Annotated in this window: 9 protein-coding genes; 4 read left to right on the top strand and 5 right to left on the bottom strand. The window is 61.4% G+C overall.

Annotated features, from left to right (window positions below; genetic code table 11):
- The first annotated feature begins 50 nt into the window (after nucleotides 1-50).
- Nucleotides 51-4,841 carry an NAD-glutamate dehydrogenase gene (locus tag GDN47_RS26125; RefSeq protein WP_152094579.1) on the top strand — a complete coding sequence of 1,597 codons (4,791 nt, stop codon included), beginning with the start codon at nucleotides 51-53 and terminating at the stop codon, nucleotides 4,839-4,841.
- Between the two features lie 48 nt (nucleotides 4,842-4,889).
- Nucleotides 4,890-6,281 (top strand): MFS transporter, encoded by a 1,392-nt coding sequence (locus GDN47_RS26120; protein WP_113397765.1) that lies wholly within the window; start codon nucleotides 4,890-4,892, stop codon nucleotides 6,279-6,281.
- Nucleotides 6,282-6,438: 157 nt separating this feature from the next.
- Here GDN47_RS26120 and purH read toward each other — a convergent pair whose 3' ends face one another.
- The 4 genes from purH to htpX all read right to left on the bottom strand — a co-directional run bounded on the left by purH (nucleotide 6,439) and on the right by htpX (nucleotide 12,353).
- Entirely contained in the window at nucleotides 6,439-8,055 is a 1,617-nt protein-coding gene (gene purH, locus GDN47_RS26115) for a bifunctional phosphoribosylaminoimidazolecarboxamide formyltransferase/IMP cyclohydrolase (protein ID WP_113397766.1), read from the bottom strand.
- 97 nt (nucleotides 8,056-8,152) lie between these two features.
- On the bottom strand, nucleotides 8,153-9,799 hold the full coding sequence (locus tag GDN47_RS26110) for a heparinase II/III family protein (RefSeq protein WP_233790141.1): 1,647 nt from the start codon (nucleotides 9,797-9,799) through the stop codon (nucleotides 8,153-8,155).
- Nucleotides 9,800-9,948: 149 nt separating this feature from the next.
- The gene (locus tag GDN47_RS26105; protein WP_152094577.1) at nucleotides 9,949-11,358 is read right to left on the bottom strand and encodes an RsmB/NOP family class I SAM-dependent RNA methyltransferase; all 1,410 of its coding nucleotides are present in this window, start codon (nucleotides 11,356-11,358) and stop codon (nucleotides 9,949-9,951) included.
- A complete protein-coding gene (htpX, locus tag GDN47_RS26100; RefSeq protein ID WP_152094576.1) occupies nucleotides 11,355-12,353 on the bottom strand; it encodes a zinc metalloprotease HtpX in 999 nt (332 codons plus the stop codon). The genes GDN47_RS26105 and htpX overlap by 4 nt, the downstream gene beginning before the upstream one ends.
- A gap of 111 nt (nucleotides 12,354-12,464) precedes the next feature.
- Between htpX and GDN47_RS26095 the strand changes: the two genes are divergently transcribed.
- Complete coding sequence (locus GDN47_RS26095; RefSeq protein WP_069613897.1) at nucleotides 12,465-12,692, top strand: DUF1674 domain-containing protein; 228 nt, start codon at nucleotides 12,465-12,467, stop codon at nucleotides 12,690-12,692.
- A gap of 32 nt (nucleotides 12,693-12,724) precedes the next feature.
- Entirely contained in the window at nucleotides 12,725-13,717 is a 993-nt protein-coding gene (locus tag GDN47_RS26090; RefSeq protein ID WP_152094575.1) for an alpha/beta hydrolase family protein, read from the top strand.
- 62 nt (nucleotides 13,718-13,779) lie between these two features.
- On the opposite strand, the gene acs is transcribed toward GDN47_RS26090, so the two are convergent.
- Entirely contained in the window at nucleotides 13,780-15,738 is a 1,959-nt protein-coding gene (gene acs, locus GDN47_RS26085) for an acetate--CoA ligase (RefSeq protein WP_152094574.1), read from the bottom strand.
- Between the last annotated feature and the right edge of the window lie 44 nt (nucleotides 15,739-15,782).

Here is a 15,782-nt window from a genome sequence, read left to right as displayed (position 1 = left end):
GCTAAACCTTCTGCTACTGTCGTCAAAATTCGAAGATCGGGAGGAATTCCATGGCGCCTAAGACCAATCCGAAACGGGAAAAACAGATCGAAGCGGCACGCAAAATTGCCGCGGCAACGGGTGAAGCGCATCTCGATCCCGAAATCCTATTCGGCCGGGCGAGCAATGACGACATGGAGCTTTACAGCCCGGAAATGCTGGCCCTTGCCGCAACCCATGCGGCTAGGGAACTGGCAGCCTGGAGCGGCACGGTTCCCCGCGTTAACATAGAGCAGGTCGCCGGCATCGAGCCCGGTGGCATTGCCGTTTCAATTCTCTCGATCACCGACCATAACATGCCCTTCCTCTATGAATCGATCATGGGTGAAGTGACCAGCAGCTATCGCGATCTCTACATGGCGGTGCATCCGATCCTAGTCATCGAGAAGGGCAAGCAGCCGGGCCTTTATTCGGCCGATCAACCGAGCGACCCGGCCCGTCGCGTCAGCCATATCCAGCTTCATCTCTCGCCGCTGACGACAGCGCAGGCGAGCGATCTGACCAAGCGGCTTCAGACCGTGCTCGATCAGACGCATCTTGCCGTTTCCGACTGGAAGCCAATGTTGTCGCGCCTGGATACCGTGATATCGGAACTATCAACCTATGAGGCCGCCGGCCGCCGCAAGAACGATCGCGACGAAGCGCTCGCCTTCCTTGCCTGGCTACGGGACGGCAATTTCACCTTCCTCGGCATGCGTGAATATGTCTATTCCGGCAAGGGCGCCGATGCGAAGGTCGAGCGGGATCGCGGCACCGGCCTCGGCATCCTCTCAAATCCGGATGTCCGCGTTCTTCGGCAGGGCAAGGACGCCGTCACGACGACACCGGAAATCCTCGCTTTCCTCGACGGCCCGGATTTCCTGATCGTCACCAAGGCCAATGTCAATTCGATCGTCCACCGCCGCGCCTATATGGATTATGTCGGCGTCAAGCGCTTCGACACGGATGGCAACGTGACGGGCGAGCTGCGCATCGTCGGCCTCTTCACCTCCACGGCCTATACCAGTGCTGCCGCAGAAGTGCCGCTACTGCGCTCGAAGGTGCAGAAGGTCAAGGATCATTTCGGTTTCGATCCCACAAGCCATTCCGGCCGAATGCTCGAAAACACGCTGGAATCCTATCCGCGCGACGATCTCTTCCAGATCGACACCTCATTGCTGGCAAGCTTCGCCGAGCAGATCAACGACCTGACCGACCGGCCGCGCGTTCGCGCATTGCCGCGCATCGACCATTTCGACCGTTTCGTCTCCGTCATCGTCTATGTCCCGCGCGAGGAATATGATTCCGTTGTCCGCGAGAAGATCGGCAATTACCTGAAGTCGGTCTATGACGGCCGCGTCTCCGCTTATTACCCGGCTTTCCCGGAAGGTGGCGTGGCGCGCGTGCACTTCATCATTGGTCGCAGCGCCGGCAAGACGCCGCATGTTCCGCAGGCCAAGCTGGAGGAGGCGATCCGTGCCATCACAGCCCGCTGGGACGAACGCTTCGCCATGCTGGCCGGCCCGAAGGCGCCGAGCATCTCCGTCAGCCAGGCTTTTCAAGAAGCCTTCTCGCCGGAAGACGCCTTTGCCGATCTGCCAGATATCATCGCCACTGCCGGTGTTGAGCCGATCCGCATCGGCTTCTATATCCGCAAGGACGAGGCAGGCGACATTCTCTCGCTGAAGATCTTCCACGGCGACGGCAACCTGGCGCTGTCGCGCCGCGTGCCGCTGCTCGAAAATCTCGGTTTCAACGTTATCAGCGAGCGCACCTTCGATATCTATGTCACGGCCAAGGACGGTTCGACCGGCCATGTCGTGCTCCATGATATGGAGCTCGAAACCCGCAGCGGCCTGACGATCGATCTCGCCCGCCATGGCGCCGCCCTGGAAGAAGCCTTCCTTGCTGCCTTCGGCGGCACGATCGACAACGACGCCTTCAACCGGCTGATCGTCTCTGCCGATCTCTCCGCCCGCGAAACCAATGTGCTGCGCGCCTATTCCCGCTATCTCAGACAGGCCGGCATCGCCTATTCGCAGGATTATATCTCTGCGACGCTGGATAAATATCCTAGGATTGCCGCATCGCTCTTCCGATTGTTCCACGATACGCTCGACCCGAAGCTCAGCGACAAGAACCGCACGAAGAAGCTCTCCGAGCTGCACGCGAGCATCGAAGCCGAGCTTGCCGACGTACCGAGCCTCGACGACGACCGCATCCTGCGCCGCTACGTCAACGCCATCGACGCGACGCTGCGCACCAACTATTTCCAGAAGAATGCGGACGGCACGCCGAAGGCCATGCTCGCCTTCAAGCTCGATCCCAAGCTGCTCGACGGCCTGCCGGAACCGCGCCCTTTCCGCGAAATCTTCGTCTACGGCGTCGAAGTGGAAGGCGTACACTTGCGCTTCGGCAAGGTGGCGCGCGGCGGCCTGCGCTGGTCGGATCGCGCTGAAGACTATCGCACCGAAGTTCTAGGCCTTGTGAAGGCACAGCAGGTGAAGAACGCCGTTATCGTCCCCGTCGGCGCCAAAGGCGGCTTCTATCCGAAGAAGCTTCCGGTCGGCGGCAGCCGCGACGAGATCTTCAACGCCGGCCGCGAAGCCTACAAGACCTATATCCGCACGCTGCTGTCGATCACCGACAACATCTCTGGCGCCGATATCATCCCGCCTGCCGACACCGTACGGCTTGACGGTGACGACCCCTATTTCGTCGTTGCCGCCGACAAAGGCACGGCGACCTTCTCCGACACTGCCAATGCATTGGCGCAGGAAGCAGGTTTCTGGCTGGACGACGCCTTCGCTTCGGGCGGCTCGGCCGGCTACGACCACAAGAAGATGGGTATCACGGCCCGCGGTGCCTGGGAAACCGTGAAGCGGCATTTCCGCGAAATGGACATCGATATCCAGACGACGCCCTTCAGCGTCGTCGGCGTCGGCGACATGTCCGGCGACGTCTTCGGCAACGGCATGCTCCTGTCGCCGAAGATCCGCCTGCTCGCCGCCTTCGACCACCGCGACATCTTCATCGATCCCGATCCGGACATGGACAAGACGCTCGCCGAGCGGCAGCGGCTCTTCAACCTGCCGCGTTCGAGCTGGCAGGATTTCGACAAGTCTGTCTTGTCGAAGGGCGCGATGATTATTTCCCGATCGGCAAAATCGGTCACGCTGACGCCGGAAGCCGTCGCCGCCATCGGCATCGACAAGTCGGTCGCAACCCCCTTCGAGATCATGACGGCGATCCTCAAGGCACCCGTCGACCTGCTCTGGTTCGGCGGCATCGGCACCTACGTCAAGGCGCCGTCCGAAACCGATTCGGAAGTTGGCGATCGCGCCAACGATCCGATCCGCATCACGGCGGACGAAGTCCGCGCCAAAGTGATCGGCGAGGGCGCCAATCTCGGCGTCACGCAGAAAGGCCGCATCGCCTATGGCCTCAAGGGCGGCCGGTGCAACTCAGACGCCATCGACAATTCGGCCGGGGTCAACACCTCCGACGTCGAGGTCAACATCAAGATAGCGCTTGCCAACGCCATGCATGACGGCCGCCTGACACGCCCCAAGCGCGATATGCTGCTCGCCTCCATGACCGACGAAGTGGCAGCGCTCGTCCTGCGCAACAACTATCTGCAATCGCTGGCGATCTCGCTGACCGAGCGCAAGGGGACCGGCAATGGCCTGGAACTCAGCCGCTTCATGAGCGTGCTGGAAGCGGCAAAGCAGCTCAACCGCAAGGTCGAAACCCTGCCCGACGATCAAACGTTTGCCGAGCGTTACGCCAATGGGCGGCCGCTGACGCGCGCCGAAATCGGCGTGCTGCTCTCCTACGCCAAGATCGTCCTCTTCGATGCGCTTGTTGCCAGCGACCTGCCTGACGATCCCTATTTCGCCACCACGCTCAGCCGCTATTTCCCGGCAAAGATGCAACGCTCGAATTCAACGGACATCGAAAGCCATCGTCTGCGCCGCGAGATCATCGGCACGGCGCTTGCCAACGAAGCGATCAATCGTGGTGGTCCGGGCTTTGCCGTCAGCATGATGGATGCAACGGCTGCGTCGGCGGCCGAGGTGGTCAAGGCCGCCGTCATTGCCCGCGACGGCTTCGATCTCGACCGGCTTTGGAACGAGACGGATGCACTTGACGGTAAGGTCGGCGGCCAGATGCAGAACCGCGTCTATGGCGAGATCACCGAAGTCTATACCGTGCTGACGCGCCTGCTATTGAAGACGGGGGCCGCCAAGGGTGAAATCGAGGAAACCGTTAGCCGGCTTCGCGCAGCTCTGAAGAAGCTGAGACCCGTCTTCCTCACCCATATCCCGGCAGATTTCGCGGCCGAGATCGCAGCCCGCGAAGCGGAATATCTGGCAGCCGGCCTGCCGGAGAAGCTCGCGTCGGAGATCGCCACGATCTATGCGCTTGTCCTCGTGCCTGAGATCATGCAGATCGCCGAACGCACCGGCGATACGCTGAACCGCGCGGCCGAAAGCTACTTCACCGTATCGCAGACCTTCCGCGTCGGCCGCCTGCTGCTGGCCGGCAGCCGGATCGTTACCGGCGATCACTACGAGAGCCTGGCGCTGGCGCGTAGCCTCGACCAGATCGCTGGCGCCCGCCGTGACATTGTCATCTCCGCTTTGTCCAACCATCCGAAGGACAAGCAGCCGGTTCAGGCATGGCATGCGGAAGACCGTATCCGCATCAATCGAATCGCCGAAGAGCTCGGCGGCCTCAGCGAAAGCGGCGATCCGAACCTCGCCCGCATCACCGTCGCTGCCGGCCTGCTCAGCGATCTTGCGAACGGCCGGGCAAGATGAGACAGTCCGCCTCGTCCCCGTCACGGGATGAGGGAATGAGGGCTGGATCTGGTGGCGACCGAAATTGTTGACGATAACGTGCCGGCCAAAGTGCCGGCACGCGGTATCTGGGGCTGGATGTTCTTCGACTGGGCGGCTCAGCCGTTCTTCACGGTCGTTACCACCTTCATCTTCGGCCCCTATTTCGTCGCGCGGCTGACGGCCGATCCCGTCTCCGCCCAGACGACATGGAGCAACATGGCGACGATCTCCTCGGTGATCATCGCCATCCTCTCCCCCGTCCTCGGCTCGATCGCCGATCAATCTGGCGCCCGCAAGCCATGGATCGCCTTCTTCGCCGTCATCAAGATCGCAAGCCTTTTTTGCCTCTGGGGCGCAGCCCCCGGCTCGCCGGTCATCTATCCGGTGATCTTCATGATCCTGGCGTCGATCTCGGCCGAATTCTCGATCGTCTTCAATGATTCCATGATGCCGCGGCTGGTTGGTAAGGATGATGTCGGCAGGCTGTCGAACGCCGCCTGGGGGCTCGGCTATCTCGGCGGCATGATCGTGCTGATCACCGTCGTGGCCTTGCTCGCCGGCAATCCGCAGACCGGCAAGACCATTCTCGGCCTCAGCCCGCTCTTCGGCCTCGACGCCACGCTAGGCGAGGATGCACGTATCACCGGGCCGATTTCGGCCGTTTGGTATTTCATCTTCATTCTGCCGATGTTTCTCTTCACGCCGGATGCCGCACGCGGCTTGCCCTTGGGCGCCGCCGTTCGCTCGGGCCTGCGCGAGCTATCGGCGACCTTGGGCGAGCTGAGGCGCCGGCGCGGCATCAGCCTCTTTCTTGTCGCCCGGATGATCTATCAGGACGGCGTCAACGGGCTCCTGATCCTCGGCGGCACCTTCGCGGCCGGCATGTTCGGCTGGGCGACGATCGAGATTGGCATCTACGGCATCATCCTCAACATCATCGCCATTTTCGGCTGCTTTGCCGCCGGCTATGTCGATCGCTGGCTGGGCTCGAAGACGACCGTTATCATTAGTCTGACGCTGCTGCTCGTCGCCACTTTCGGCATCCTCTCAACCGGCCCTGGTTTCACGCTCTTCGGCCTCGTGCCGCTCTCCACCGTCAGCGCCGGTGGTCTGTTCGGTACGGCGGCGGAAAAGGCCTATATTGGCTACGGCCTTTTGATCGGCATCGCCTTCGGGCCTGTGCAGGCCTCCTCGCGCTCTTATCTCGCCCGCAGCGTCAACCTCTCCGAGGCCGGCCGCTATTTCGGCATCTACGCGCTGTCTGGCCGCGCCACCAGCTTCATGGCGACTTTGTTTTTCTCACTGGTGACCTATTGGAGCGGCTCTGCCCGTCTTGGCATGGCGACGCTTGTCATCTTCCTCGCCGGTGGCCTGCTGCTTCTGTTGCCGACGCCTTATCCGGCAGATAAGCCGAGGTAGGGATATCTCTGACTTCGGTTGTGGATATCCAGAGAGAGATTAGCCCTCATGGTGAGGAGGCCCGAAGGGCCGTCTCGAACCACGAGGGCGGATGGTTAGCTACGTGGCCACCCTCATCCTTCGACGGGCTCAGGATGAGGTGGAGCAAGCGCACGACTTAGTGGCGGAAATGGCGAATGCCGGTGAAGACCATCGCGACGTTGTGCTCGTTGGCCGCGTCGATCACTTCCTGGTCGCGCATCGAACCGCCGGGCTGGATGACGGCGGTGGCGCCGGCAGCGATCGCCGAGAGTAGGCCATCGGCGAAAGGCAGGAAAGCCTCGGAAGCAACGGCAGACCCGCGGGTCAGCGGCTCTGCAAGTCCCATGGCCTTGGCGGCTTCCTCGGCCTTGATGGCGGCAATCCGGGCGGAATCGACGCGGCTCATCTGTCCGGCGCCGATGCCGGCCGTCTGGCCATCCTTGGCGTAAACGACGGCGTTCGACTTCACATGCTTGGCCACACGGAAGGCGAATTTCATGTCTTCCAGCTCCTGCGCCGTCGGCGCGCGCTTGGTAACGACCTTGAGCTCCATGTCCTCGACCAGCGCGTTGTCGCGGTTCTGAACCAGCAGCCCGCCGGAGACGGTTTTTGCGGTGAGGCCAGCGGCGCGTGGATCGGGCAGGGCGCCAACCGAGAGCAGGCGGAGATTCGGCTTGCGGGCGATGATCGCCTTAGCTTCCTCGCTCACTTCGGGCGCGATGATGACCTCTGTGAAGAGCTTGACGATCTCTTCGGCCGTTTCGGCATCGAGCAGGCTGTTCAGCGCAATGATGCCGCCGAAGGCGGAGGTGGAATCGCAGGCGAGAGCGCGCTTATAGGCTTCCACCAGGCTCGGGCCGGTGGCAACGCCGCAGGGATTGGCATGCTTGATGATCGCGCAGGCCGGCCCCTTTTCCGGCAGGAACTCGGCGACAAGCTCATAGGCCGCGTCGGTGTCATTGATGTTGTTGTAGGACAGCTGCTTGCCCTGAATGAGCGTTGCCGTCGAGACGCCGGGGCGGTTTTCGCCAGTTAGGTAGAAAGCCGCCTTCTGGTGGGGGTTCTCGCCGTAGCGCATCTCCTCGCGCAGAACACCGCCGATGACGCGGTGGCGCGGCGTGGCGATATCCAGCGCTTCGGCAAACCAGTTAGAGATCATCGCGTCGTAAGCAGCGGTGCGGGCAAAAGCCTTTGCGGCCATGCGCTTGCGGAAATCGTAGGTCGTCTGGCCGGCATCGGCGGAAAGCTGAGCCAGCAGCTCGGCATAATCGGCGGGATCGGTGAGCGTCGTCACATAGGCGTGATTTTTGGCCGAAGCTCGGATCATCGCCGGGCCGCCGATGTCGATATTCTCCACCGTTGTCGGATAATCGCCTCCGGCTTTGCGCACGTCCTCGAAGGGGTAAAGATTGATGACGGCAAGATCGATGCCTTCGATACCGTGCTCCTTCATTTCAGCCTGATGCTCGGCATCGTCACGAATGGCGAGCAGGCCGCCATGCACCTTCGGATGCAGCGTCTTGACGCGGCCGTCCATGATCTCAGGAAAATTCGTCACTTCCGACACGTCGGTCACCGCAAGGCCGGCTGCAGCAATCGCCTTGTGCGTACCGCCGGTCGACAGCAGGCGCACGCCCTGTTCGCTCAGCGCACGCGCCAGCTCGACGATGCCGGTCTTGTCGAAAACGGACAGAAGCGCGGTTTTCACCTTCACCTTGTCGGGAGCGGGAATTTTCTTGGAAACGACGGCCATGGGCTTTCTCCGGTCTGGCATAGGGAGATGTGGCGTCCGGCAAAAAAGGGTGCGGGACGGATAATGCCGCCCCGTTAGCATAGCTCACGCGCTTAGCCTATGGCCGATGCGATAAAAACCAGCGGATTTCCGGCTTTTCCGTGATCCGGAAGACAATCTCAAGCTGATCGGAGGAGCGCATGCCTGAGGGATCGGCAAAGAAGATATCTTCCGCGACCAGCACCTCGTTACCGGGGGAGGAGAAGATCCAGGTCTCTCCATCCGGGGCGATCAGCAGCGCGGCATCCGTCTCGGTCTGCAGCAGGCTGATGGAGGGGTGAATGTGAAAACGGGCAGAAGCAATGCCCTCACCCTTCGGCTGATGCTTCTTGCCCTCCGGCACGAAGAACCGGTCGCGGCCGGCGACGATCGTGCCGCTGGCATTCAGACTGATCTCGCGCTCATGGACGTAGCCGAAGGCGGAGAGATAGCCGTCATGCGCGGCACGGACATAGTCTCGCCCGTCTTCGGTCTCGGCGCGCTCGACGATGACCTTCTTGACGCCGCTGACCATGATCGGCCCAAGCGATTTCGATTTGGAGAACTGACAGGACGAGGTGTCGTTGAGCGTGACGGTCGAATGCGCCGCAGTCGCCCGCGCCGCCTGCATGAAGCGGTCACCCGCAAATTCAGGCGCGCCGGAATTGATGATGAAGCGCGACTTGCCAGACGACATCTCGAAGGAAAGACAGCCGGCATGCGCCGTGCGGCTGAGATCGACGGAGCCAGCAGAGCCGGCATCAACGATGACGACGGCCGAGCCGGCGGCCAAACGATGATATTTCGTGTGCGGTAGTGCCTTGAAGGTCTGGCCGGCCGTCTCGTCATAGCGCAGCACCGACATCAGCTCGTTGGCAAGCGTCGAGGTCGCACCGTTGAACAGCGCCAGATCGCCATCCTGATGGCGGAAGAAACGCAGCGCCGGATACATGCGGTCGATGCCGGGGATGAGCCGGATCGGTACGTCATGGCCGAGATTGACATAGGTCTGGCGCAGCGGCAGCAGATCGAGCAGCAATTCCAGTGACGCCCGCGGATTGCGGGAGATATGGCCGCCATCCTGCAGGATTTGCCGGTCGATCTCCCGGTCGAGCGCCTGACCGGCCCGTTTCAGCGTGAGGGAACTGCTCGGCATGGCGACCGAGGCCACGGCAAGCGCGATGCGCACACGGAACCGGGTGATGCCGTCAGGCGAGGACGCAACGATCCGACGCAGAAAGCGCACATGGAAGACGAGCATGCGCATGAAGCGGCGGTAGAAACCGCTATCCGTGCCCTGCAAAAGTACGGGCGAATGCGACAGAAGCGCGATCAGCCGCTGCGCCGCTATATCGGGTGACCAGGCAAGGCCATGCAGCCGGCGGCCGTGGACGGCAATCCAGTCTGTGAGGATCGATCGCGCCATGGCCGAGGCCTGATCGCTCTTTTCCGCCCGTAAATGCCGCAGCCAGCGAAAATTATGCAGCCTGGCGGCAAACGCAAGCGACGGCAGCTCCAGTGAGAAGGGCGATGCACCTTGTGTTTCCAGAACGCGCCCGGCGAGCAGAATGCGGCCGTTCAGAAGCTCCTCGACGAAAAAGGGATCGACGCTGCGCAGATCGGTCGGTGCCACGATCAGGCGCTCCGGCACACGCATCGTGTGGCGGGTAAGACGCAATCGCGTCAACGCCGCGCGGCGCGACATCCGCCGCCATGCTTCCCGCATGTATGAACTCACTAAACCCTGCCGCAGATCTGCATATTTGCTTCTGCTTACTCTCATTACCCGTGGTTAAAAAGAGGTTACAGATATACCAATTAAAGACATGTTTGCCGGTTTTTTAACCGGCCGGTAAAAACGATTCGAGGTGGGGACTAATGCGTGCGGCGAAGCACGACGGCAAAGAAGCCGTCGAGGCCGGAGGCGACGCCATCGGAAAGCGGCAGCATGTCCGGCGTGGTGCGGAAGGCTCCAAGCGGCGAAATCGCCGTTTCCAGACCCGGCCAATCGCCTGATGCGATCGGCACGCGCTCGACATTGCCAGTATCGGCAAGCAGGCGTGCAACCAGATCCTCACCCTCTTCGGGATCGAGCGAGCAATTGGAGAAGACCACCACACCGCCCGGCTTGACCAAGGTCAGGGCATGGCGAAGCAGGCGTTCCTGCAGGGCGGCCAGCTTGGCGATATCCTCCGGTCCCTTGGTCCACAGCACGTCCGGATGGCGGCGCGTCGTTCCCGTGGAGGAGCAGGGGGCATCGAGAAGAGCCGCATCGAAAAGTTCGTCGGGTTGATATTTGCTCATATCGGCAACGACGGTTTCTGCTTCGAAGCCAAGCCGTGCCAGATTGCCGGACAGCCTCTTCAGGCGATTGGCGGATTGATCGAGAGCCGTGACCTTAGCGCCGGCGAGAATGAGTTGCGCCGTCTTGCCGCCAGGTGCTGCGCAGAGATCCACCACCCGCTTGCCGGCCAGCGAACCGAAAAGTTTTGCTGGAATGCTGGCGGCAGCATCCTGAACCCACCACTCACCCTCATCGAAACCTTCGAGAGAGGGAATGGAACCTTCGAAGGCGGCAAGCCGCACGCCGCCGGTCGGCAGCACCACGCCGTTCAACCGCTTCGCCCAGCCCTCGGCATCGGATTTCACGGTGAGATCGATAGCGGCCGGCTCAAGCTGCGTGTCGGAAATTTTGCGCGCGGCTGGCGCGCCATAGGCCGCTTCCAGGCGGGACAGGAACCAGGCGGGCATGGCCGGCACGTTCGCAACCCGCTCAAGGATTGCCTGCTTCTCGCGACCGATGCGGCGGAGAATGGCGTTGACCAGCTTGGCGAAGCGGCGATTGCGGGGATCGCGATTGGCCTGCTCCACTGCAAGATCGACAGCGGAATGATCCGGCACGTCGAGATAGAGGATCTGGGTCGCACCAACGACGAGGACATGATGCAGGGCACGGGCGCCCTCCGGCAGCGGCGAATCGAGCAGCGACGAGATCGCCGCCTCGATGCGCGGCAGGTGGCGCAGCGCGCTGTTCAAGATAGCGCGTACCAGCGCACGGTCGCTATCGCTAAGTGTCGTATAGGCGGCGCTGCCGCCTTCGGCATCCAGCATGCCGTCGAGCGGCGTCTTGCGGTCTAACACGGCCCCCAGGATCTTCGACGCCGCCGCGCGGGCCGCAAGGCCGGGCTTGAGTGGAAACGAATCAAGCGGCCGCGATTGCTGAGGCCGCTTGCCCGATCGTTTTCCATCTCTATCGGAAGCTTTGTTTTTCGTGTCAGAACTCAAGACCAGGGACCCTTCGGCGGTTGCGAACCACCGCGACCCGTATTCGGCACGGAGCGCGATTTGCGCCCCGGATTAGCAGTGAAGGACGGTCCCGTCGAGCCAAAGCCCGAAGATGGGCCAGAAGACGGTGTCATCGGCGAAGCACCGCCGCCACCGTAACGGGCCATGTCATGCAGCGCGGCGATGCGGTTTTCCGTGTTCGGATGGGTGGAAAACAGATTGTCCATGCGCTCGCCTGAGAGCGGATTGATGATGAACATATGCGCCGTCGCCGGATGGCCTTCAGCCTCTTCGTTCGGAATATGCGCCGCGCCGCGGGCGATCTTGCCGAGCGCGGAGGCAAGCCAAAGCGGATTGCCGCAGATTTCCGCGCCGCGGCGGTCGGCAGAATATTCGCGCGTGCGGCTGATCGCCATCTGCACCAGCATGGCGGCCAGGGGGGCAACGATCATCGCGACAAGGACACCGATCATGCCGAGCGGATTGTTGTTGTCGCGGCGGCCGCCGAAGAAGAAAGCGAAATTGCCGAGCATGGAAATAGCACCGGCAAGCGTCGCTGTGATCGTCATCGTCAGCGTGTCGCGGTTCTGCACGTGGGCAAGCTCGTGCGCCATCACACCGGCCACCTCCTCCGGCGTCAGCGCGTGCAGCAGGCCGGTGGAGGCAGCGACAGCGGCATTTTCCGGATTACGGCCCGTCGCGAAAGCATTCGGCTGCGGGCTGTCATAAAGATAAACCTTCGGCATAGGCAGGCCGGCATTGCGGGCGAGATCGCGAACGATGCGGTAGAATTCCGGCGCGCTTCGCTCATCGACCTCCTGCGCACCATAGGTGGACAGCACCATGCGGTCGGAATTCCAGTAGGAAAAGAAATTCATGCCGGCGGCGGCGACCAATGCGATCAGCATGCCCGATTGGCCGCCGATCAGATAGCCGACGCCCATGAAGAGCGCGGTCATGAAGGCAAGCAGCATGGCAGTACGCATGAGATTCATCGAGGGGTCTCCAACACGATCGGCAGTCCGAACCTTTTTCTTTGCGGCCGGACGCACTATGATTTGGCTATTCCTCCCTCCATTTCAATATTTCGGAGGTCGCGCGAGACCATGCAAACCGCAGATAACGACAATAGACTCGACACCGAAGCCGGTGAAATCACCCGCAAGCCGCTCTCACCCGCGGCCAAGCGCGCCCTCGCCGAAGCAGAAGAGCGCCGCAAGGCGCAGGAAGCTCAAGCACAGGCCGAACTTCCCCCCGAAATCGGCGGCCGCGGCGGCGCCGACCCCGCACGCTTCGGCGACTGGGAAATCAACGGCCGTGCGATCGATTTTTGAGTTTAGGTTAGCCGTAATTCGATGAGAGAATAATGCCTGTAGGTTTCTCTCAAGGTCTGTCCCTTGATAGGAAACGCGCAAACTGGAGCCGGACGGGCCACCGCCCTTTGGCTTGGTGCGCGTGGTATCCGGCCAATGATGATGCAGTCGAAATCGCACCCTCGCCGTCCTGGTTCAAGCAAAAGCCGGTCGCGCCCAACGCGCCGATGAAGAAATCCACCGATCCGCGCTCCCTGGTGTTGCTGTCTCACGGATCGGGCGGCCTTGCCATTGGCCTGGAATGGCTCGGACATCGCCTGGCGCAGGCCGGCTTTGTGGCCCTGGGCATCGATCATCACGGCCACACAGGTTCAGAACCTTACAGAGCTGAGGGATTTCTCTGTCTCTGGGAGCGGGCGGCCGATCTGACCGCCTTGCTCGATGCCAATGACTGGAGAGAGGTTTTGGGCGGGGCTATCGAAAAGCATGCCTACGTCGCGGGTTTCTCCGCCGGCGCCTATACCGCGATGCTGCTCGTCGGCGCGCGCGTTGCGTACTCTCAGTTCGAACCGGATAACCCTCAGAAGAGCCCGATACGAGGACCGAGAGAATTCCCTCATTTGGCGGATCACATTCCCTCGCTTCTCCAAGATGAGATATTCCTGGAATCATGGAATCGACGACGGGACAGTTTTAGGGATGATCGATTAAAAGCCGCTTTGGCGATCGCGCCAGGTCGGTCGGTTCTCGGCTTTTCCAAGGAAAGTCTCGAGGAAATAACAGCACCAGTTCAGGTCGTTGGCGGCGATGCGGATGTCATAGCGCCGGCCCACGAATGCTGCACATGGCTCCACGAGAATGTGCGCTCGAGCTCCCTTGAAATCATGGGCGGCGGGGTGGGCCATTATACGTTTTTGCCTGAACCCACGCCGCAAGGCCTGAAGGCCGCACCAGCTGTCTTTACCGATGTTGCTGGCTTGGTGCGAGAAAACGTGCACAACTATGTTGCTCAAATGGCAGTTGCTTTTTTCAGCACTGCAAGATGAAAGATTTAGGCGAGAGCCAAGCTCTCGCCTAATGTCAAATGACTCAGTGCCCCTGGCTCAACCTACGCCGCATCCGCCTTGTTCTGCCTGTTAGCGATCAGATCGTCGACGACAGCAGGATCGGCGAGCGTCGAAGTATCGCCAAGCGCGCCGAAATCATCTTCGGCGATCTTGCGCAGGATGCGGCGCATGATCTTGCCGGAGCGTGTTTTCGGCAGGCCAGGGGTAAACTGGATCTTGTCCGGTGAGGCGATCGGGCCGATTTCGGCGCGGACATGCTTTATCAGTTCCTGTCGCAGCGCTTCAGTGCCTTCCATCCCGACCATCAGCGTCACGTAGCAATAGATGCCCTGGCCCTTGATGGAGTGCGGATAGCCGACGACGGCCGCCTCCGAGACATGCTTGTGGGATACGAGCGCCGATTCCACTTCTGCCGTGCCGAGGCGGTGACCGGAGACGTTGAGCACGTCGTCGACGCGACCGGTGATCCAGTAATAGCCGTCCTCGTCGCGACGGCAGCCGTCGCCCGTGAAGTACTTGCCCTTGTAGGTGGAGAAATAGGTCTGGATGAAGCGCTCATGGTCGCCATAGACGGTGCGCATCTGGCCGGGCCAGCTGTCGGCGATGACGAGATTGCCGTCGGCCGGCCCTTCCAGCACGTTGCCTTCATTGTCGACCAGCTGCGGCTGCACGCCGAAGAAGGGCAGCGTCGCCGAACCGGCCTTCAGATCGGTCGCGCCCGGAAGCGGTGTGATCATGTGGCCGCCCGTTTCCGTCTGCCACCACGTATCGACGATCGGGCAGCGGCTGTCGCCGACCACCTTGTAATACCATTCCCAGGCTTCGGGATTGATAGGCTCGCCGACGGTGCCAAGGACGCGCAGGCTGGAGCGCGAGGCACGCTTGACGAAATGATCGCCGGCGCCCATCAGCGAGCGGATCGCCGTCGGCGCAGTATAGAAGATATTGACCTCGTGCTTGTCGATGACGTCCCAGAAACGGCCCTGATCCGGGTGGTTCGGCACGCCTTCGAACATCAGCGAGGTCGCTGCATTGGCGAGCGGCCCGTAGACGATATAGGAATGGCCGGTCACCCAGCCGACATCGGCCGTGCACCAATAGATATCGCCGGGATGATAGTCGAACGTGTATTCGTGCGTCATCGCCGCGTAAACGAGGTAGCCGGCCGTCGTGTGCAGCACGCCCTTCGGCTTGCCCGTGGAACCTGACGTGTAAAGGATGAAGAGCGGGTCTTCCGCCTTCATCTTTGCCGGCGGGCACTCCGCCTTCACCTTGGCGGTTTCCTCGTGATACCAGACATCGCGGCCGGGCTCCCAAGCAACCTTGCCGCCGGTGCGCCGCACGGCGATGACGGTCTTGACCGCGACCTTCTGCTTGGCGGCGATCTGAATGGCCTTATCGGTGTTTTCCTTCAGCGGGATGGACTTGCCGCCGCGGACACCTTCATCGCAGGTGATGACGACGGTCGAGGCGCAATCGACTATACGGCCGGCGAGCGCTTCCGGCGAGAAGCCGCCGAAGACGACCGAATGCACTGCGCCGATACGGGCACAGGCCAGCATCGCATAGGCGGCTTCCGGGATCATCGGCATGTAGATGGTGACGCGGTCGCCCTTCTTGACGCCGTGCTTCTTCAGCACATTCGCCAGCCGGCAGACCTGCTCGTAGAGCTCGTTATAAGTGATCTTCTTGTCGATATAGGGGTTGTCGCCTTCCCAGATGAAGGCGACGCGATCGCCATGCTTCTTCAGATGCCGGTCAATGCAATTATAGGAAACGTTGGTGACGCCATCCTCGAACCACTTGATCGAGACCTTGCCGGTAAAGGACGTATTCTTGACCTTGGTATAGGGCTTGAACCAGTCGATGCGCTTGCCGTGCTTGCCCCAGAACTTGTCGGGATCCTCGACGCTCTGCTCATACCATTTCTGGTACTTCGCCTTGTCGATCAGGGCGCGCGCCTTGACCGGTTTCGTCACGGGATGGATCTTCTCCGACATTGTTTCCTCCTCAAATCCTCGCACGCCGATTTTGTAACCGCGAG

Origin of the sequence: Martinezella dioscoreae (assembly GCF_009176305.1) — a bacterium.
Lineage (GTDB): Bacteria > Pseudomonadota > Alphaproteobacteria > Rhizobiales > Rhizobiaceae > Rhizobium > Rhizobium dioscoreae.
Note: the sequence above shows the minus strand (reverse complement) of the source record. Positions and strands in the feature narration are given on the sequence as shown.